General features: G+C 66.3%; 16 protein-coding genes. 8 read left to right on the top strand and 8 right to left on the bottom strand.

Annotated features, from left to right (window positions below; genetic code table 11):
- Positions 1-9 precede the first annotated feature (9 nt).
- Positions 10-819 carry an IclR family transcriptional regulator gene (locus tag AC1DXJ_RS04055; RefSeq protein WP_477636376.1) on the top strand — a complete coding sequence of 270 codons (810 nt, stop codon included), beginning with the start codon at positions 10-12 and terminating at the stop codon, positions 817-819.
- Positions 820-929: 110 nt separating this feature from the next.
- Here AC1DXJ_RS04055 and AC1DXJ_RS04050 read toward each other — a convergent pair whose 3' ends face one another.
- Complete coding sequence (locus AC1DXJ_RS04050) at positions 930-1,826, bottom strand: LysR substrate-binding domain-containing protein (RefSeq protein WP_477636375.1); 897 nt, start codon at positions 1,824-1,826, stop codon at positions 930-932.
- Positions 1,827-1,904: 78 nt separating this feature from the next.
- Between AC1DXJ_RS04050 and AC1DXJ_RS04045 the strand changes: the two genes are divergently transcribed.
- The 3 genes from AC1DXJ_RS04045 to AC1DXJ_RS04035 are packed head-to-tail and all read left to right on the top strand — an operon-like array spanning position 1,905 to position 4,586.
- Positions 1,905-3,122, top strand: coding sequence for an acetyl-CoA C-acetyltransferase (locus tag AC1DXJ_RS04045; protein WP_477636374.1), 1,218 nt, complete (start codon positions 1,905-1,907; stop codon positions 3,120-3,122).
- A 2-nt stretch (positions 3,123-3,124) separates the two neighbouring features.
- Positions 3,125-3,907, top strand: a complete 783-nt coding sequence (locus tag AC1DXJ_RS04040; RefSeq protein WP_477636456.1) for a CoA transferase subunit A — start codon at positions 3,125-3,127, stop codon at positions 3,905-3,907.
- A gap of 1 nt (position 3,908) precedes the next feature.
- Entirely contained in the window at positions 3,909-4,586 is a 678-nt protein-coding gene (locus tag AC1DXJ_RS04035; protein ID WP_477636373.1) for a 3-oxoacid CoA-transferase subunit B, read from the top strand.
- A 111-nt stretch (positions 4,587-4,697) separates the two neighbouring features.
- Here AC1DXJ_RS04035 and AC1DXJ_RS04030 read toward each other — a convergent pair whose 3' ends face one another.
- The 6 genes from AC1DXJ_RS04030 to AC1DXJ_RS04005 form a co-directional block, all read right to left on the bottom strand.
- Positions 4,698-5,405, bottom strand: coding sequence for an HAD-IA family hydrolase (locus AC1DXJ_RS04030; RefSeq protein WP_477636372.1), 708 nt, complete (start codon positions 5,403-5,405; stop codon positions 4,698-4,700).
- Between the two features lie 44 nt (positions 5,406-5,449).
- Positions 5,450-7,144 carry a glycoside hydrolase family 3 protein gene (locus AC1DXJ_RS04025; protein ID WP_477636371.1) on the bottom strand — a complete coding sequence of 565 codons (1,695 nt, stop codon included), beginning with the start codon at positions 7,142-7,144 and terminating at the stop codon, positions 5,450-5,452.
- A gap of 165 nt (positions 7,145-7,309) precedes the next feature.
- Complete coding sequence (locus AC1DXJ_RS04020; protein WP_477636370.1) at positions 7,310-7,948, bottom strand: cyclase family protein; 639 nt, start codon at positions 7,946-7,948, stop codon at positions 7,310-7,312.
- A 340-nt stretch (positions 7,949-8,288) separates the two neighbouring features.
- The gene (locus AC1DXJ_RS04015) at positions 8,289-9,299 is read right to left on the bottom strand and encodes a sugar ABC transporter substrate-binding protein (protein ID WP_477623923.1); all 1,011 of its coding nucleotides are present in this window, start codon (positions 9,297-9,299) and stop codon (positions 8,289-8,291) included.
- Positions 9,300-9,337: 38 nt separating this feature from the next.
- Positions 9,338-10,402: an ABC transporter permease gene (locus AC1DXJ_RS04010; protein ID WP_477636369.1), complete on the bottom strand. Its 1,065-nt coding sequence runs from the start codon at positions 10,400-10,402 to the stop codon at positions 9,338-9,340.
- A complete protein-coding gene (locus tag AC1DXJ_RS04005) occupies positions 10,399-11,154 on the bottom strand; it encodes an ATP-binding cassette domain-containing protein (protein ID WP_477636368.1) in 756 nt (251 codons plus the stop codon). Before AC1DXJ_RS04005 ends, AC1DXJ_RS04010 begins: the two co-directional genes overlap by 4 nt.
- Positions 11,155-11,354: 200 nt before the next feature.
- Here AC1DXJ_RS04005 and AC1DXJ_RS04000 point away from each other — a divergent pair, with 200 nt between their 5' ends.
- The gene (locus AC1DXJ_RS04000) at positions 11,355-11,990 is read left to right on the top strand and encodes a TetR/AcrR family transcriptional regulator (RefSeq protein ID WP_477636367.1); all 636 of its coding nucleotides are present in this window, start codon (positions 11,355-11,357) and stop codon (positions 11,988-11,990) included.
- A 595-nt stretch (positions 11,991-12,585) separates the two neighbouring features.
- Here the strand turns inward: AC1DXJ_RS04000 and AC1DXJ_RS03995 are convergent.
- On the bottom strand, positions 12,586-12,843 hold the full coding sequence (locus tag AC1DXJ_RS03995) for a PaaI family thioesterase (RefSeq protein ID WP_477636366.1): 258 nt from the start codon (positions 12,841-12,843) through the stop codon (positions 12,586-12,588).
- Between the two features lie 410 nt (positions 12,844-13,253).
- Between AC1DXJ_RS03995 and AC1DXJ_RS03990 the strand changes: the two genes are divergently transcribed.
- The 3 genes from AC1DXJ_RS03990 to AC1DXJ_RS03980 are packed head-to-tail and all read left to right on the top strand — an operon-like array spanning position 13,254 to position 18,503.
- A complete protein-coding gene (locus tag AC1DXJ_RS03990) occupies positions 13,254-14,774 on the top strand; it encodes an FAD-dependent monooxygenase (protein ID WP_477636365.1) in 1,521 nt (506 codons plus the stop codon).
- Positions 14,767-16,854: an acetate--CoA ligase family protein gene (locus tag AC1DXJ_RS03985; protein WP_477636364.1), complete on the top strand. Its 2,088-nt coding sequence runs from the start codon at positions 14,767-14,769 to the stop codon at positions 16,852-16,854. Before AC1DXJ_RS03990 ends, AC1DXJ_RS03985 begins: the two co-directional genes overlap by 8 nt.
- On the top strand, positions 16,851-18,503 hold the full coding sequence (locus AC1DXJ_RS03980; protein WP_477636363.1) for a (2,3-dihydroxybenzoyl)adenylate synthase: 1,653 nt from the start codon (positions 16,851-16,853) through the stop codon (positions 18,501-18,503). Before AC1DXJ_RS03985 ends, AC1DXJ_RS03980 begins: the two co-directional genes overlap by 4 nt.
- The last annotated feature ends 28 nt before the right edge of the window (positions 18,504-18,531 follow it).

Genomic DNA, 18,531 nt, shown 5'->3' with positions numbered 1-18,531 from the left:
TCGTCCACTGTGCAACCGGACGACGCGCCTCAGCCGCAAGAGGCACCTCCAAAAGGCCAGCAGCAGGGCATCCAGTCCGTCGAACTGGCCATGTCGATCGTTGAGACCATTGAAGCTGGCCTCGGTCCAATGAGCCTCACCCAGATTGCCCATGCCGCCAACATGGGCGCGAGCAAGGTCCACCGCTACCTCGTGAGCCTGGTCCGCACGGGCATGGTCGTGCAGTCCCACAGATCCGGGCTGTACGACCTTGGTCCGGCGATGCGCCGAATCGGTGTCGAGTCTCTGCGTCGCCTCGACGAGGTCGGCCTCGTGTCTGAACATCTCCCTGACCTGCGCGACCGAACCTCCCACGCCGTCAACCTCGCCGTGTGGGGTGACCACGGACCGATTCTGGTTCGCTGGGACTATGGGTCGTACGCTCTGCCGATCACGGTACGCGTCGGCGCAACACTGCCACTCTTGACGTCCTCGGTCGGCCGCGTCTACCTGGCCTACCTGCCCGACTCCCTCACGAGGCCAGTCCTGGAGAGTCAGATGTCGACAGACACGGGACGCCCGCCGAACGCGGCAGAACTCGACCGGATCCGGGCCGAAGTCAAGCGTCGCGGTGCCGCCGTCACCTCCGGCGGGGTTATCCCCGGCGTGGCGTCCATCGCCGCCCCGGTATTCCCCCCGGGAGAGTCCATACCGCTGGTCATCGCAGTGGCGCTACCCGCCCGCATCGCTGACAATTCGGAACTGGCACGCATCGAGTCCGAACTGCAGCAGACCATCGACCGTATTCGTCTCGACCTGGGCTCGTCGCGTGGAGCCTGACCACCGTCACCCTGACCACCGTCACCCTGGCCGCCATCGACCCAGACCCATCGGCAATGGCTTCCATGGCACGGCCAGACTAGGGGACAAGAACGCAGCAAGAACTGCAGCTACGGCTCGAGCGCGCCGCCCGTCATCTGCGTGAGGACTTCGGCGGCCCGCGCCACATGCGGGGCGCGCTCACCTGCCCGCGTCGCCATGCAGAGCTCAACCGCAGACCGTGGTGTCAGCGGCCTGAACGTCGCCCCGGGCACGCCGAGAGCAGACACTGGCTCAGGGACGACGGCAACCCCCAGCCCGGCAGCGACAAACGTGACCATGGTGGAGGTCTCGGCCACCTCCTGCCTCACGCGGGGCACGAAGCCGGCATCCTGACACAGGATGGCGACGACACCGCTCATGACTGAACGTCCCTGGCCCGCGTGCATGATGAAGTCCTCATCCCTGAGGTCACTGGTTTTGACACGCTTGCGCCCGCTGAGCCGATGCCCCTCCGGCAGCGCCACGATCAGCTTGTCGTGGCGCAGCGTCCGCAGCTCGATCTCAGAGCTGTCGACTGGTGGTCTCAGAAGGGCCAGGTCGATGTTCCTTGCGACCAGCGCCTCAACCTGCGCCGGTGCGAGCATCTCGCCGCGAAAGCTGAAGTCAACGCGCGGCAGCTCCTCTCGCAGCCTGCGCGCCAGGGCTGGCAACAGGCTGTACGTCGCGGACCCCACGCAACCCACGACCAACCTGCCCTCCGTGCCGGCCGCCACTCGCCGCACCTCCCTCGCGGCGTCCTCGACCTCCCACAGCACAGAACGCACCCGGTCCAGGTAGGCCACCCCTGCAGCCGTCAGCTCAACCTTGCGCGTCGTACGCCTCAAGAGCTCCACCCCGAGGCCCGCCTCCAGCAACCGGATCTGCTGCGATAGCGGAGGTTGCGCCATGTGCAGCCGAGCCGCAGCCCGCCCGAAATGCAATTCCTCAGCAACCGCAACGAAGTAGCGCATCAGACGAAGTTCCATCTACTCATACTCGCACAGTTCTAATAACGCTTGAATAGGTACTTCTCTCTTCTGAGCCGACTGCGTACCTTCGAAGGCATGGACATTGTGATTTGCGACCCGGTGCGCACTCCGGTGGGCCGGTTTGGGGGCGCGCTGGCGGCTCTGACCGCGGCCGACCTCGTGGCCGGGCTCCTGCGAGAACTGGCGCACCGCGCGAACCTGTCCGATGGGGACGTCGACGACGTCATCCTCGGGCAGGGCTACCCCAACGGTGAAGCGCCCGCGATCGGACGCGTCGCTGCACTTGACGCCGGCCTTGGCACGTCCGTGCCGGGAGTGCAGGTGGACCGTCGATGCGGATCTGGCCTGCAGGCCGTCCTCTACGCCGCAGGCATGGTGTCCACCGGAGCGGCCCGACTGGTTGTCGCCGGAGGCGTCGAGTCGATGTCCCAGGTGGAGCACTACGCCCTCGGACTGCGCACCGGGATCCGCAGCGGCAACGTCCAGCTCGCCGATCGCCTGGCACGGGCCCGCGAGACCGCGGGCGGGCAGCACCACCCCATACGCGATGGAATGATCGAGACCGCAGAGAACCTACGTCGCGAACATGCGATCAGCCGTCGCGCACAGGACGAGGTCGCCCACCGTTCCCACCAGCGAGCGATCGCCGCCCACGCAGCAGGCCGATTCGCCGACGAGCTCGTCCCCGTCGTAGTAGCCGGCACCCGCGGCAAGCCCGACCTGGTCATCGACCAGGACGAGCATCCACGGGCCGACACGACGATGGACACCCTGGCCGCCCTCCCGCCCGTGCGCCGCAAGGTCGACCCGGGCTCCACCGTCACCGCCGGCAACTCCAGCGGCCAGAACGACGGAGCCGCCCTTTGCATCGTCACCACCCGCACCGAGGCCAAACGCCGGGCACTTCAACCCATCCTCGCGCTGCGCTCCTGGGCTGTCGCCGGGGTCGCACCGGAGACGATGGGTGTCGGCCCAGTGCCGGCAAGTGCAGCGGCCCTGACCCGGGCGGGCCTGAGCCTCGCCGACATGGACCTGATCGAGCTCAACGAAGCATTCGCAGCCCAAGTGCTGGCGTGCCTGGGCGAGTGGAGAATCGACGCGCAAGACAACCGGCTCAACCCGAACGGGTCCGGAATCTCCTTAGGACACCCGGTCGGTGCCACAGGAGCACGTATCCTGGCGACGCTGGCATACGAACTGCGACGCCGCGGCGGACGATTCGCACTCGAGACGATGTGCATAGGCGGCGGTCAAGGGATTGCCGCCGTCTTCGAGAATGTGGACGCCGCATGAGCCTGGACAAGGTTGTCAGTTCTGCGGCGGACGCAGTATCCGACATCCCCGACGCTTCCAGTCTCGCGGTCGGGGGGTTTGGCCTGGCCGGCATTCCTTGGTTTCTCATCGAGGCACTCGTGCACGGAAACGTCACCGATCTGACCGTCGTCTCCAACAACTGCGGTGTCGATGGTGCGGGGCTGGGGCTCCTGCTAGAACGCGGCCGGATCTCACGCGTTATCGCTTCATACGTCGGTGAGAACAAGGAGTTCGCTCGCCAGTTCCTCGCCGGAGAGCTGCACGTCGAACTCACCCCACAAGGAACGCTGGCCGAACGACTCCGGGCTGGTGGGGCAGGACTCGGCGCCTTCTACACACCCACAGGCGTGGGCACTTTAGTGGCCGACGGGGGCCTTCCTTGGCGCTACGGACCAGACGGCTCGGTCGCCGTCGCGTCCCCGCCCAAGGAGGTGCGCACGTTCCACGGCAGACCCATGGTCCTGGAGGAGTCCATCGTTACCGACTTCGCCCTCGTGCGTGCGGCCGTGGCAGACCGGGCCGGCAACTGCGTCTTCCACGCGTCGGCACGGAACTTCAACCCCAACGCCGCCATGGCCGGACGAGTCACCATCGTCGAAGCCGAGCGAGTGGTAGAGGTCGGCGAGCTCGACCCCGATGACGTTCATCTACCAGGGGTTTTCGTGCAACGTGTCGTTGCCCTCACCGCCGAGCAGGCCACGCGCAAGGAGATCGAGAAGCGCACCACCCGCCACCGTCCATCACCCATGACGCAGGAGAGCTGATATGCCGTGGTCCCGTGACGAAATGGCAGCGCGCGCGGCAGTCGAGCTGGGCGACGGTGAATACGTCAACCTCGGCATCGGTCTACCCACACTGATACCGGCTCACCTGCCCGAAGACTCCACGGCGACCCTGCACGCAGAAAACGGCATCTTGGGCGTCGGACCCTTCCCGTACGACGAGGACGTCGACCCAGACCTGATCAACGCCGGCAAGCAGACCGTCACCGTCCGGCCAGGCGCCGCCTACTTCGACTCCGCGCTCAGCTTCGCAATGATTCGAGGAGGCCACATTGATGTGGCTGTTCTTGGCGGCATGCAGGTAGCCAGCAACGGGGACCTAGCAAACTGGATGGTGCCCGGCGCAACGGTCAAAGGCATGGGCGGAGCCATGGACCTGGTGAGCGGCGCTGGACGAGTGATCGTGTTGATGGAGCACTCCACTCGCACCGGCCAGGCGAAACTGGTGGCACGCTGCACCCTGCCGTTGACCGGTCGGAATGTGGTGACACGCGTCGTCACTGACCTGGCTGTTCTCGACGTGATCGACGACAGGTTCGAACTGGTCGAGCTTGCTCCCGGCGTCACCGTGGACCAGGTTGTGCTCGCCACATCGGCGACAGTCGTCGACCGCACCGGAAGTGGTGCGAACCAGCCCGGAGGCGCACCGACCAACGCCTGAGCACGACAGAGGGACGCAGGAACGCGCCCCGCTCGCACGGACTACTTCAGCGTGTCCACCCTGCGGATCGCGCCATGGCCGATGCGCTTGGCCTAGGGCGTCGTGCGCCAGTCACGGCGATGGAGCTGAACGGAGGGAGTCGAGGAGCTGGTCCAGTTCGGTCACGACAGTGTCAGCGCCTTCGGCAGCCAAGGTGGCGGCTCCGACGCCGCGGTCCAGCCCGACGATGAGCCCGAACAGGCCGGCACGACCAGCGCGCACTCCGGATGCGGCGTCCTCCACCACCGCTGCCTGACCTGGGAGGAGCCCAAGAAGTGAAGCCGCTCTGATGAACGTGTCCGGGGCGGGCTTGCCTGGCAGCCGCTCACTCGCGGCGTATCCTCCGTCGACGACGACTTCAAACCGGTCCGCAAGGCCCGCAGCTGCGAGCACCTCGGGGGCGTTCTTCGAGCTGGAAACGACAGCAACCTGGCAGCCTCGTTTCACCACTGCGTCTAGGAAGGCGACACTGCCCGGATAGGGAACGACGCCGCCGCTGCGCAGAACGAGATGGAACGCGTCATTCTTGCGGTTCCCCAAGCCGCACACGGTTTCCACGTTGCTCGCGTCCGATGGGTCCCCCTCGGGCATGTGTATGCCGCGACTCTCCAGTAGGGCGCGTACGCCGTCGTATCTGGGCCTGCCGTCGATGAACGAGTAGTAGTCGGCGTCCGTGTACTCGGCCACGCCCGCAGCGGCCAGGTACGGATCGAAGACCGCTGCCCACGCCCGCATGTGGACGTCGGCCGTGGGAGTCAGGACTCCGTCGAGGTCGAACAACCATCCACGGATCTCAGCCGCCGTCACCGGTGTCCGATCGCCGCTCACAGTGCTGCGTCCCAGTGTCCGACGAATGGATCCACCGGGCTTTGCCCTTGCGCGGGCTGTTCACCGAAGAGCACAGCCAGGGCCGCGTCGACCGTGGAGGGGGTCGGGGTGTACCCATTGATTGCCGTGCGAATCATGGGCACGTCCTGCAAAACGTACGGGTCGGCGATCGAGAGAAGCGCCGTGGGAAGGCTGGCAACATGCCTCGGCGCGTCGTGGCCCTGCCACGGCGTCCAGGCGATCCTGAGGCTGTTGCTGTTGCCAGTGAATCGAAGATTCGCGAAGTACAGACACAGGTCATAGCGCTCGTTGAGGTGCTCAGCTGCAGCCGGGTCCCCATGCTCTGACGGCACTTTCACCACATCCACCGTGAGGCCACGCTCGCGCAGGCCCTCGAAGAACCGCGGCGCGAATGGGCCGCTGGGGTCGTAGAACGTGGGTTCGTCACCGAGAACGAACACCAAGACCCGGCGGTGCACGGCGGGGTTAAGGGGCAGCAGTTCCTGCGTGTCCTTGACCAAAGTGACGGATCGGCGCGCGACATCATCTCGCGCGACGGCATCGACCTCGCTCGAGCCCAGATGGCCTGGGTCACGCGTCGCTGGCCGGTGGAGACCGGCGGACGCCTTTGTGGCCAGTACTCGCCGCACCGAGTCGTCGAGACGTTCGGCCGGCACAGTGCCCGAGCGGGCGGCGTGGAGAAGAATCTCGAAATCCTCGACCACTGACAGGTTCCCCAAGAGCATGTCGATGCCGGCATTCAGGGCGGTGGGCAGCGCCTCTCGGCGCGTCATGACCGAAGTGAATCCGGTCATCACGGTGTTGTCGGACACGATCAGCCCGTTGAACCCCAGTTGGTCGCGCAGCACGTCGCCCAGCAGTTCCGGCGCCAGCGAGGCGGGCATGAGCTGGTGGGGCTCTATGCCGGGTCGCAGGGACCGGCTCAGTGCCGGCTGGCGGATGTGCCCGACCATGATCGTGCGGGCTCCGGCGGCGATCACAGCACGGTACACGTCACCGAAAGTCGCCTGCCAGGCATCGACGTCCAGATCGTTGTTGGACGTGACGAGGTGCTGATCACGTCCGTCGACACCGTCGCCGGGAAAGTGCTTGGGCGACGTCACGATCGAACGCTGCTCCAACGCTCGGATGTAGGCGGAGCCGAACGTCGCAACCGTCTCAACGTCCTCACCGAAGGTGCGAGTGTTGGTTATGGGGTTGGCCGGGTTGACCGCAACATCAACCACAGGCGCAAAGGCCCAGTTGATGCCCACGTCGTAGGCGATGCGCGCGCAGTGCGTGGCCAAGAGCTCAACAGCGGTGACGTCGCCGGTGGCCGCGAGCTGCATGGGGTTCGCGAACGCTTCAGCGTCGGTGAGGAAGTTGACGGCACCGGACTCGAGGTTGGCTGCCACGAGTAACGGGATCGGGCTAAGCACCTGCAAGCTACTGACGTCGTCACGCGCCTTGTCTGTCGTACGCGGCAGCATCAGCACACCACCCGGTTCGATCCCGTAGCCCTGCAACTGTCCCCACCAAGTCGGAACGTCGTCCGTACGCAGGTAAAGGCACAGCAGTTGACCGACCTTCTGCTCGAGTGTCATCCCGTCGAGGGTCTGCTCGACCCAGAAACGGTCATCGACGTCGAGGTTGAAGGGTGCTTCACCAACGTCGACGGGGCGGTGCGTCATGGAGGAAGAAGTGCGAGCAGTCATGTCGTGTGATCGACCAATCGGGAGAGGGGCGGAACAGTAGGTCCCACCGGGTGGTTGTGTGGCGGTGTTGGCGCCGGCCGGTTCCCAGCCCGGCCGTTGCCTGTGACGTGCCTTTGCATGAGTCGTTTCGGGTTGTGGGAGCTAGAAGATCGCGATCGGGTTGACGGGTGAGCCGGTAGCCCCAGGAAGCGGAAGGGGGACAACGACGGACATGAACTCCCACGTCGACTGCGTCTCACATGCTTGGGCGATCGGGGTGAGGTTCGCCATGTCCACCAAGGGCACTCGCAGACTCGTCAAGAGCAGCACATGCCACGGCACTGGGATCCCTTCGACCTGTGAAGGTGTTCCGTCCATGCCGAAGTCGGTGACAACCACCGACGGCTCCACGCTGGCCAACCACGTCGCGCACGCGATGCTGAGCCCGGCCTCGGGCTCGTGACCCAGACTGTCGTCGGAGAACCGCTGTCGAGTCCGCCCGAACCGCAACCACAGAGCATCACCGCGCCGGACCTGGACGTTCTGCCGTTCTAGCGCGTTGGCGATGTCGAGAGGTGTGACGACGTGCCCTGGTGGCACGGGTGAGCCAACCAGTCCAGGTACATCCACGAGCACGCCGCGCGCAACGATGGCTCCGCTAGTCAAGACCTGACCGGCATCGGTGTGCGCGGCGTTGGCAGCCTCCGAGGTTGAGGGCGCCAACCCTTTCCCCTCCTCGCCACCGTTGCCATCGCCGTCGGCGAGCCAAGCGAAATGCGAAAAGGCGTCGATGTGAGTCATTGACGCCGAGCCATGGAGGTCGAGCTCGATTCGGTCATTGACCGAATGCCACGCATCAGCCTCGTCGACCCATTGGACCAATCGGTAGGGTCCTCCCGGGCCGTCCGAAGTTTCCCCCGGGGCGGCTGGTCCCTCACCTGCAGCGACCACCAGGCCATGACGGACCAAACCGGCAGCGGCAGCGATGTTCGAGGGGTCCGGCCGCCGGGCCGTGGAGACCCGCAAGCTACTGCGCAACCGGTCGAATTCGTCCCTCGAGAGCAGGGTGCGAGCGGGCTCGGGCATTGCGGGTCCCTTCGTCAAGCTGGGGCGGCGGCGCGGTCGCGCCGCCGCCCTGCGATCAGCAGCCGGCGCGGTACAAGAAAGGCTTCGTAGCCGGGTCGTCCACGTTCTTGGACGTGATCACCTTGTTCGCGACGGCCTCCTTGCCGGCCGGGGTGACCGGACCGCCGTTCGGGTGTGCCTTGAGGTAGTCAACGAGGGCCTGAACGGACTTGGCTCCGATGTCGGTGGGGTTCTGCGCCACCAGTGCGGTGATCGTGCCAGCGCGCAGCGCGTCAACCTCACCCGGGACCGCATCGAAGGCGATGAGGGCGATCTTGCCGGCCTTGTCGGCCTGCTTGATGGCGGCTGCGGCCCCCAGGGCATCCGGGCCGTCCGCGGCGATGACAAGCTTGAGGTCCGAGTGAGCAAGGATCAGAGAAGAGACGGTGGTCGTCGTCTTGTTGACGTCGAAGCCGCTGTAGTCGGTGGGGAGTGCCTTCAGGTCCGAACGCTGCTTGGCCACAGCTTCCACGAAAGGCTTCGTGCGCTGTTCCAAGGGCGGGATGCCGGGGGCCCCCCCCAGGAAGACCATGCTGCCAGCGCCCTGCGGGATCAGGTCAGCAACGTCCGCGGCCAGTGGGGCAGTGTCGGTGTCGCTGAAGATCGCTTTGAACTCGCTCTGCGGGTCCGTGCTGGACTGAGTGACGACCGGCACGCCCTTGGCCATCTGCTGCTTGTACTGGGCGATGAACTGGTTGTTGTTGAACGGGCTCACGAGCACGCCGTTGGGCGACCCAAGGAGCGCGGTCTGGAAGTTGGACGACATGGTGTTGGCGTCTGGGGTCGTCGAGTTGTACGTCTTCAGCTCGACGCCGAGCTCCTTCGCCTTGTCCAGCGCCCCACACGAGATCGATGCGAAGAACGGGTCTGAGGTATTGGGCAGAACGGCTGCCAAGCGAATGCTCTTGGCGGCGCTGGTGGATCCGGATCCTGCGTCGTCGCTGCCGGCGCAGGCACTGACGGTGAGCCCGAGGGTCGCGACGGCCGCGACGACGCCGGCACGCCGCCAGGTGTGAAGGTTGTTCATGAGAGTCTCCAAATGTGGTGTGAGAGGGGGTGGGCGAATCAGACAGCGGAGCGGTTACGTCGGAGCGTGGCGACGCGGTCGAGGAGAACGGCAAGGAGTAGGACGGTGCCGACGACGATCAGCTGCCAGAAGGCAGAGACGCCGAGGATGACCAGGCCGGCTTGCAAGATCACGGCCAAAGCGGCGCCCCACAAGGTTCCAACGACCGAGATGTACCCGCCCTCAAGCAGCGTCCCGCCAATGACGGCAGCGGTAACTGCCCCGAGCGCGTCGTTGCTGTGTCCGGCGATCGACGTGGAGCCGAATCTGGACAGGTCGATGAAGCCGGCGATACCCGCGAGACCCCCGCCGAGAACAGTCAGTGTGATCAGGTACCCGCGGACACGGATCCCCGCGCGCTCGGCTGAGGTTCGGGCCGATCCGATGGCGCGGACGCGCATTCCGAATCGAGTGAACCGGACAACCGCCCACAGGGCCGCGAGCGTCAGGATGGCTGCGATGGCAGGCACGGGCACCGGGCCCAGGGTGCGCAGTCCGATATCGGTCTGCAACGCGACGGGCAGGGCGCCGATGTCGGTTCCTCCGCTGAGCAGTAGAGCCGTTCCGGTGCCGATACCCAGCGTTCCCAGCGTCGCGATCAGTGAGTTGATTCCGCCGACAGCAATGAGCAGACCGTTGATCAGCCCGAAGAGCATGCCGGTCACGACTGCGGCGGCCAGACCCACGACGATGGCGAGCCAGGGTGAGTCGTAGGACGAGGCCGCACCAGGAGTGCTTTGAAAGTTGTGCATCACCTGGGCGCCGATCACCGACGACAGCACGAGGTTCGCGCCCAAGGACAGATCGAAGATCCCGGCGCCGAGCATCATGGCCAAGCCGAGCGCTAGCAGGAGTGTCTGGGAGATGCTGAGCATGAGTGCTTCGGCGTTCGCTTGGGACCAGAACACGTTGTCGGGCGACAACGCCGTGAAGATCGCCACGAGCGCGACGTCCAGCAGCAGGATCCAGGCTGCGCGGGTGCGCAGCCAGGTGGCAACGCGGGATGTCTGCGCTCGTGCGCGGTCATCCGCCGTGGTCGCAGCGGTGGCGGTGTTCGCGCTCATGCGACGTCCTCCTTTCGGTAGCCGACCATGGTGGCGACCAGGTCGGGCACGGTGAGTCCGTCGGCTGGCGCGTCGAGGACGGTCTCCCCGCGCCAAAGGACGGTGATGGTGTCGGCGGCCTTGAGGATGCGCGGCAAGTCGTGGGAGATCACCAGTACTCCGAGGCCCCGGGCGGCTACCGTCCGCATGAGCTCGGCGATAATTTCGGACTGGCGTGCGCCCAGTGCGGCGGTGGGCTCGTCCATCAGCACGGCGACACGAGCCCACATGACTGCGCGGGCCACGGCGACGGCCTGCCGCTGTCCACCCGACAGCTCACGCACCGAGACGGTCAGCGACGGTAGCTTGATGCCCAGCTCGGACAGGGCGACATCGGCACGTTCTGTCATCTCGCGTCTGGAGAGTGTGCCAAAGGCCGGCCCGGTCAGTTCGTGTCCAAGGAACATGTTTTCCACGACCGACAGGTGAGGCGCGAGCGCGAGGTCCTGATGAACCGCCTCGAGGCCGAGAGCCTGTGCGTCTCGAATGCTGTGTAGTCGCACCGGTTCGTTGTTGATGATGACGTCACCGCGATCGGGCTTGTTGATGCCGAGCAGCGTCTTCATCAGCGTCGACTTTCCTGCGCCGTTGTCGCCGACGAGGGCGACAACCTTGCCCGCGGGGACGATCACGTTGGCACTGCGCAACGCCTCGACGTGACCGAAGCGCTTGGCCACGTTCTGGCATCCGACTACGCAGTCGTCGGCTGCCATGGAAGTCCTTGTGAAGAGGTGAACATCGTTGGTCTCCATTTCACGCACCGCTTCAGTGCGATGCCCGTACGCTAACATGAAAACTAACGCATGTGTAGGTTTTCATTTTGAGAATCTGTCAACCACCGCCCAAGGGGGCCGCGGCCGCACGGCGTGAAAGGATCACGGCGCACGGGAAGACCAAAGACCTGGGAGGTCGGATGGGCAGCGGACGGCCCCGGCACTACGCACCAGGCATCGCGCGGCGCGAGGCGATCATGGTTGCTGCCTTCGAAGCCTTCGGGAAGATCGGCTACTGGAACACGACCATCGCCCAGATCGCGGAGGACTGCGGTGTGACTCGCGCGGGGCTGCTACACCACTTCCAGACCAAGGAAGCCTTGCTCGAGGCTGTGCTGCAACGTCGCGACGAGCTGAACCGTGGGCAGATCTTCCACGGCACCCTCGACCCTCGTGGGGATCCGCGCGACTTCTTGCAACGAATGGTTCGCCTGGTCGAGCGCAACGCGTCCCAGCCGGGAATCGTCAACCTGTTCGCCGTCCTCGCGGCGGAGGCCACACACCCGGAGCACCCAGCGCATGCCTACTTCGTCGCCCGGTACTCCACTGTCCGCGGGTGGCTTCGAGAGGCCCTCGAAGCCCTTCAGTCCAGCAACCAGATGCGCCAAGACGTTGACGTTGAGCGCGTCTCGATAGAGTTGACGGCCCTCCTGGACGGACTGCAAGTTCAGTGGCTGTATTCCCCTGACGTCGTCGACATGCCCTCGCAGTTCCAAGTCAGGGTCGATGAACTCCTCAGCGAACCACTTGACGTGTCGCTCCCGCCTCGCGACTAGGTGTCTGAAGTTCGCCCCTTGATCGTCGCCTTTCAGGGACGTTCCGGAGCTGCGGCCGACCTAGGGCCGACTCGTCCTGCCCGCACCCGCACCCGCAGGTGGCGCCGACACGGTGAAGTGCGTCCACCCAAGGAACACTCACTCGCTTCCCGAGTTTGCGGCACGTCGGCGATCAGCCGAGCTTCCCCTGTATGCGCACTGTGTGGCCGCGACGGCTGGGCGCGGTGGGCGTTTCGTCCGATTCCCGCATGTGGTGGTCACCCTAGTTCTCTGCCGGGGAGGGCACGCCTCAGCTCGCTTGTGAGTTCCGGGGTCGAACGGCCTGTCGAGGAGCGCCGCAGCGTCGTCGAAGAGGCCCGCGAACTGGTGGCCGATAGTGGCGAGTCGGTCGGCGGGCGGCGGTGGAAAGGATGTTGTTGAACTGCTCCTCGGCCCAGTGTCGCGCGTGGGTGGGTCGTACTCGGATGCTGCGGCTATCACGGACGGGCGGGGCGGCCAGTGCAGCCGCTGGAACTGCACCGGCCGCCTGGCCCCGGTCAGGGGCGCCCCAACCTCGATCCCAGACGTTGCGTCCCCAGTGCTGACCGGATCCCGGTCAGGCCGCACGGCGCGGAAGAAGTCGGCCGAGTTCGTGACGCCCACGACGCCCCTTCTCGCCCAGCCACAGAGCGGCGCCGACACTCGCCAAGGTCTCGATGACCGCGCAGTGCACACCGCCGTGGACGATGCCGTGTGGCTGATGCAGGGCAGCCGTTGCAGCCCAGACCGCGGACACGGAATCGCCTTCCGCGTGCGTGACCCGCAGGCCCATGCTCGTGGCAAAGGGGCCAAGGTCGTCGATGTTGACCGTCACGTCCGAATCCTCCTAAGGGCGGAAGCGATGCGGGAACATCCTGTCTTGAGAAGCCGTGCGGGTCGGGACAGGTGCGGCACGACTCGACGCGAAGGAGGCAGCTGCCGCGCATCTGCGGGGAGGACTGGACGACCCACTATGGGAGAGAGACGATCCGATGGGTCGGGCAGCCGCCGCCTTCGAGGTGAGTAGCGGCATTCGATGACGCTGCGAGGCCCTCGCCGCACCGCTGGGCGAGGCGCTGGAGCGTGGAGTGGCCCGCGGGTAGTGGACAACCTGATGGACCCGCTCGACCGTCCTGAGGGAGTGAACTGGGCTGGCTCGTCCGCAGGTGTTCATATAACATCTCGACGTAATGGAACGGAAAGTAGTTATATTAGGAAGTCAGAACACGACACACGGGAGCACCGATGACGTTGCGCGTGGCGGTAGTGGGCGGCGGGCCTGGGGGCCTGTTCTTCGCCAGCCAGTACAAGGCTGCTGACCCGTCCGCTGAGGTGACGGTGTTCGAACGCAACCAGTCCAACGACATCTTCGGTTTCGGCGTCGTCTTCTCGGACTCGACGTTGAACCAGATCAACGCTGCCGATCCCGTCCTCCGAGAGGCTCTGTCCGAGCACGGGACGCACTGGGACCGCATCGAGGTCTGGCTGAAGGGCGAGCGACGGTCGTTCGCCGGGAACGGCATGGCGGCCATCCATCGGGGCGTTCTCCTGCCGATCCTGCAGGAGAGCGCCAGGGCGAAGGGCGTGACCCTGCGGTTCGGCGTCGACGTGACACCCGACCTGCTGACGACCTTGGCTGACGACTTCGATGTTGTCGTCGGTGCGGACGGGGCCAACTCCCGCGTGAGGAGCTCGATCGAGGACCACATCTCGCACACCGTCGACACCGCTTCTGCCAAGTTCATCTGGTTCGGAACGCGCTTCATGTTCGACGGTCTGACCTTCGTCCACCGCAGGGCGCCAGAGGGCAACTTCGCCGTGCACGCCTATCCCATCAGCGCCGACCTGAGCACTTTCATCGTGGAAACCGACGATCAGACCTGGCGGGACTCGGGGCTGGACGCCTTCGACGTGACCCAAGCGCCAGGACCGTCCGACGACAGGTCCAAGGCGTTCCTAACAGACCTCTTTGCCGCGGACATCAACGGGCGGGAGGTCGTGGCGAACCACTCACGGTGGGCGTCCTTCAAGACGCGGCGCAGTGAGCGGTGGTCCCACCGCAACATCGTCCTGCTGGGGGACGCGGTTCACACGGCTCACTTTTCGGTCGGTTCGGGGACCAAGATGGCCATGGAGGACGGCATCGTCCTGGCTCACGAGCTCGCCAACAGCGGTGGCGACGTGGCGGCCGCCCTCGCCGCCTATGAGGAGGAACGCAAGCCGCAGGTGGCGCGAATACAGGACTCTGCTCGAGGTGGTCTGAGCTGGTGGGAGAGGTTCGGCCGGTACCACACGGCCTTCGAACCAACCCAGTTCGCCTTCCACTTCTTCTCCCGGTCCATCGACATCGACCGCATCGAACCGCGTGATCCCGGACTCGTCGCCTCCGTCCGCGAGGACTGGATCGCCGGACACGGGGCGCCGGCGCTGCAGACGCCATTCTCGATCGGAAGCTCGACCATGCCGGGCCGCCTGCTGGCTTGGGTGGGGGATGGCCTTCGGATCGACCAGCACGGGGAGCGCATCGGGGCGAGGACGGCAGTCCTGGACGCCTCGAAGCCCGTGCACGACATACCGTCGCTCCTGACCGATGCCGAGGTGGCCGTGATCAAGGGCGGAACGCCACTGGACCGCCTGCTCCTCAGCGAGGACGTGCGGCTGACCCACACCACACCGACCGTCGTCGTCGCCGAGCCGGGCGATCGGATGGATCCCGAGACAGTGGTCCTGGCTGGGCGGGCAGACGCGGTGGCACTCCATGGTTGAGCAGGTGATGAACCACGGCAGCCCGCCGGCCACGGGTGTCTCGTTGTCATGCCTCCTCGAGCCCCAAGGAGTAGCTGTCATCGGGGCGTCGGCCAGTCCGGGCAAGTTGGGCCACGCCATGATGACCTCGCTCTCGGGCTTCACCGGCGTGGTCGCTGCGGTCAACCCGAGTGGCAACCACCCCTCAGCCTTCGCTTCCGTTGCGGAGGCGGCCGCGTCTCACCCGAGCATCCTCGATCTGGCAGTCCTGTGCATACCCGCCCAGCTGGTGCCGCGGGCGCTCCTCGAGTGCTCCGACGCAGGCATCCGTGCGGCGCTTGTCTGCTCGGGCGGTTTCGCAGAGATCGGCGAGGCGGGGATTGCAGTCCAGCGCGACCTCGAGGACGCCATCGATAACAGTGGCTTGCGCGTCCTCGGGCCGAACACCTCGGGGTTCTTCCGCCCCGGCGCCGGGCTCTTCGCGACCTTCGTCCCGGGCGCCGCCTCGCTGAGGCCTGGCGCCGTCGGCCTCGTGGCCGCCAGTGGGGGAGTGAACCACGCGTTGGCCTTCCAGCTGGACCAAGTGGGTGCCGGCGTCAGCCTCGGAGTCGGCGTTGGTGCCGGCACCGACGTGCAGGCACCGGACGTGATCGACTACCTGGCACGCGATCCCTCAACAAAGGCGGTCGCGCTCCACCTCGAGAACGTCTCCGACGGGCAGCGGCTCCTGCGCTCGGTTCGCGAGTGTGCACTGCGCAAGCCCATCGCCGTTCTCGTGGTCGGGCGCAACGACATCTCCGAGTTCGCCACGTCCCACACAGGTGCGCTCGCGACCTCATGGGCGACCACGCGGGCGCTACTCCGACAAGCCGGTGCGGTGGTTGTGGACACAGAGGTCGAGCTTGTCAACGCGGCGAGCGCGCTGACTGCCCCTCGCGTGCGCAAGAACGGCCACCCCGGGATCGGCCTCGTCACCGGGCAGGCGGGACCGGGCCTCATCATCGCGGACGAGCTTGCCACGCGCGGTCTCGAGCTGCCCAGCCTCGGCGACGAGACGGCCGGTCGGCTCGCGGAGCTCCTTCCGCCCCTGACCTTCCTGGGCAACCCGGTAGACACGGGACGACCGAGCGACACGTACCCAGACATCATCTGGGCCGTGGCCGAGGACCCTGCGATCGACGTGTTGGGTGTTTACGGGATCACCGAGCCCGTCATCACGTTGCCCGCGGCAGTCGCCGCTGCCGCACCGTCTGTCCCGACGGTGGTTGCCGTGGACGGTCCGGCCGACGAGATCCGGAGAGTCCGGGAGGCGGCGCACCACGACATACCGGTTCTCGGGGGTGCCACCGCCCTGGTGCACGGCTTGTCCGCAATCACCGCAGATGCCAGGGCACGGGCCCGCGAAAGCACTCGCCTTGACGACCCGCCTGCCTTGGCGCCAGGCGCGACGAGTCCGTTGCTCCCGGGGCCGTGGCACGAAGCCGCCGCGAAGGACCTGTTGGACGCCATCGGGTTCACGACCCCAGCCCGTCAGGTGTGTGCAGGCAAAGATGACGCTCGCCTCGCGCTCGGAACTCTCACCGCCCCCTTGGCCGTGAAGATCCTCGACGCGACAGTGCTGCACAAGACCGACATCGGCGGGGTTCATCTGGGCGTTCGCGACTCTGCCACGATGGCTGCCGCCATCGACGCACTCACAGCCATCGGAGCCACCGAGTTCCTCGTCGAGTCCATGGCTCCGTCGGGACGCGACCTCATCCTCGGAGTCCGCCGGGATCCCGTCTTCGGCCCGATCGTCGTCCTCGGTCTCGGTGGCGTGGAGGCCGAGATCTGGGAGGACACCGCCATCTGCGGAGCCCCGTCGTCGTTGGCCGACCTCGCCGAACTCCCCGACCGACTGAGGAGCCGCGCGCTCGTCGATGGTCACCGTGGCGGTCCCGTGCTTGACCGGACTGAGTTCGGTCGCGTGGCGCGGCGGCTGCTCGACGTACTGGTCGAGAACCCCCAGCTCTCGGAGATCGAGATCAACCCGTTGAGGCTGACGCACACGGGCCTCGTGGCGCTCGACGCCGTAGTCATTGCACAGGAGGACCAGTCATGACCCGTCCGACAGCCGAAGGCGTCGTCCCCTGGCCGGAGGAGTCCGTGCGCCAGTACCGCGCCGAAGGGCGTTGGCGGGGCCGCCCCCTCGCCGACGCCGTCCGCGAGACAGCGACAGCCAGGCCGGACGAGATCGCCCTCGTGGACGGTGCGACGCGGTTGACATATGCGGAGATGTGGGAGCGCGCGGAGGCTGGAGCCGGCCGGTTGCTCGACCTGGGGCTGCGGCCCGACGACCGCGTCGTCGTGCAACTGCCCAACTCGTGGCACTTCGTGGTCATCCTCCTCGCCTGCCTCCGCGCCGGAATCGTTCCGGTCATGGCCCTCCCCGCGCACCGCTCGACCGAGCTTACGGCCATCGCGCAGGTGTCCGAGGCGCGAGCGATCGTCGTACCGGACGAAGTGCGCGGATTCGACCACCGGGTGCTCGCCCAAGGGGTTGCCCGTGAGTGCCCCTCAGTCCAGCACATCCTGGTATCCGGAGAGGTCATGGAAGGACAGACGGCCCTGGACAACCTCCTGGCGGGTGGTGCGGTGGCGGGGGAGCTGGTGTCTCCCTCCTCTTCGGACGTGGCACTCTTCCTTCTCTCTGGCGGCACCACAGGACTCCCCAAGCTCATCGCCCGGACCCACGACGACTACGAGTACAACGCCCGCGAATGCGCACGCACGAGCGAGATCGACGAGACGGATGTCTACCTCGTGACCTTGCCGGCGGGGCACAACTTCCCCCTCGCCTGCCCCGGGATACTCGGGGTCCTGCTGACCGGCGGACGAGTGGTGCTGCTCGGCAGCCCCGAACCGGTCAGGGCGTTCGCCACCATCGCTGCCGAAGGCGTCACGATCACCGCGGCAGTGCCCGCCGTGGCCCAGCGGTGGATCGACCACGCCGAGGAGGTGGGAGCCGGAGAGCTGGACAGCCTGAGGGTCCTGCAGGTGGGTGGGTCGCGGATGCCGGACGAGGTCGCGGCTCGGGTGCGCCCGGTTCTGGGCTGCACCCTGCAGCAGGTCTTCGGGATGGCCGAGGGCCTCATCAACATGACACGTCTGGACGACCCCGAAGAGGTCATCCGTACGACGCAAGGGAGACCGGTCTCCGACGCGGACCAGGTCAGGGTGGTCGACCCCTTCGGCCTGGACGTCCCGGCGGGGGAGCGAGGGCTCATCCTGACCAAGGGGCCTTACACGCCTTGCGGCTATTACCGTGCGCCCGACGCGAACGAGCGATCCTTCGTGGACGGCTGGTACAGCAGCGGGGACATCGTCGAGCAACGCGCCGACGGCAATCTGGTCGTCCATGGGCGCGACAAGGACCTCATCAACCGTGGTGGCGAGAAGATCTCGGCCGAAGAGATAGAAAGCCTGGCCTACCGCATCCCGGGCGTCGAGCTCGCAGCGGTGGTCGCGTATCCCGACCGGGTGTTCGGCGAGCGGGTGTGCTTGGTCGTCGTCGTCAAGGAGGGCGTCGAGCTGACTCTGGACGAGGTGCGTTCAACCATGCTCGACAGTGGCATTGCCGCGTTCAAGCTTCCGGAGCGCCTCGAGGTGGTCGAGGAAATCCCGATGACGAAGGTCGGCAAGATCGACAAGCGCACCCTGCGGGTTGAGGTCGCCGAGCACGTCACGACGACAACCGAGGCCAGCCGGTGAACACCAACAACTCCCCTTACAACCGAGA

The organism is Pedococcus sp. P2_D9, assembly GCF_056404275.1.
Note: the sequence above shows the minus strand (reverse complement) of the source record. Positions and strands in the feature narration are given on the sequence as shown.

Coding starts and splice junctions, on each gene's coding strand:
- AC1DXJ_RS04025 (WP_477636371.1), bottom strand. CDS start 7,144: ATGACGCACCGCCCCGTCGACGTTGGTGAAGCACCCTTCAACCTCGAC.
- AC1DXJ_RS03980 (WP_477636363.1), top strand. CDS start 16,851: ATGACCCGTCCGACAGCCGAAGGCGTCGTCCCCTGGCCGGAGGAGTCC.
- AC1DXJ_RS03985 (WP_477636364.1), top strand. CDS start 14,767: ATGGTTGAGCAGGTGATGAACCACGGCAGCCCGCCGGCCACGGGTGTC.
- AC1DXJ_RS04020 (WP_477636370.1), bottom strand. CDS start 7,948: ATGACTCACATCGACGCCTTTTCGCATTTCGCTTGGCTCGCCGACGGC.
- AC1DXJ_RS04015 (WP_477623923.1), bottom strand. CDS start 9,299: ATGAACAACCTTCACACCTGGCGGCGTGCCGGCGTCGTCGCGGCCGTC.
- AC1DXJ_RS04050 (WP_477636375.1), bottom strand. CDS start 1,826: ATGGAACTTCGTCTGATGCGCTACTTCGTTGCGGTTGCTGAGGAATTG.
- AC1DXJ_RS04010 (WP_477636369.1), bottom strand. CDS start 10,402: ATGAGCGCGAACACCGCCACCGCTGCGACCACGGCGGATGACCGCGCA.
- AC1DXJ_RS04000 (WP_477636367.1), top strand. CDS start 11,355: ATGGGCAGCGGACGGCCCCGGCACTACGCACCAGGCATCGCGCGGCGC.
- AC1DXJ_RS04005 (WP_477636368.1), bottom strand. CDS start 11,154: ATGGCAGCCGACGACTGCGTAGTCGGATGCCAGAACGTGGCCAAGCGC.
- AC1DXJ_RS04035 (WP_477636373.1), top strand. CDS start 3,909: ATGCCGTGGTCCCGTGACGAAATGGCAGCGCGCGCGGCAGTCGAGCTG.
- AC1DXJ_RS04045 (WP_477636374.1), top strand. CDS start 1,905: ATGGACATTGTGATTTGCGACCCGGTGCGCACTCCGGTGGGCCGGTTT.
- AC1DXJ_RS03990 (WP_477636365.1), top strand. CDS start 13,254: ATGACGTTGCGCGTGGCGGTAGTGGGCGGCGGGCCTGGGGGCCTGTTC.